The sequence below is a fragment of the Arthrobacter sp. Leaf141 genome, assembly GCF_001424565.1.
GTDB lineage: Bacteria > Actinomycetota > Actinomycetes > Actinomycetales > Micrococcaceae > Arthrobacter.
The window spans coordinates 125658-125991 of sequence record NZ_LMOL01000006.1; positions in this window are offsets into that span (position 1 = coordinate 125658).

Sequence of the window (334 nt, forward strand, 5' to 3'; positions counted from 1 at the left end):
GAACGGTCCGCCGGAATCATCATGATTCCGGCGGACTTTTTTGTATCCGCGAACGCCATCATGGTCTCCATGACCAGCAGCGGAACATGGCCAGCCTCCCGCAACCCCAGCGGGGCATAGCGGAGGCCATCAACAGATCACGTCCGCGCCGGGTGTTGGGGGCAGGAAACGGTAAATACGCCCCTGGGTGAACCTCCGATTGGCGCGGAACACCAAAGTGCATTAAGCTGATCAGGTTGCTTCGCGGGTTACCGTTGAGGCGGCAGGGTTTGGGGCTGTGGCGCAGCTGGTAGCGCACCTGCATGGCATGCAGGGGGTCAGGGGTTCGAGTCCC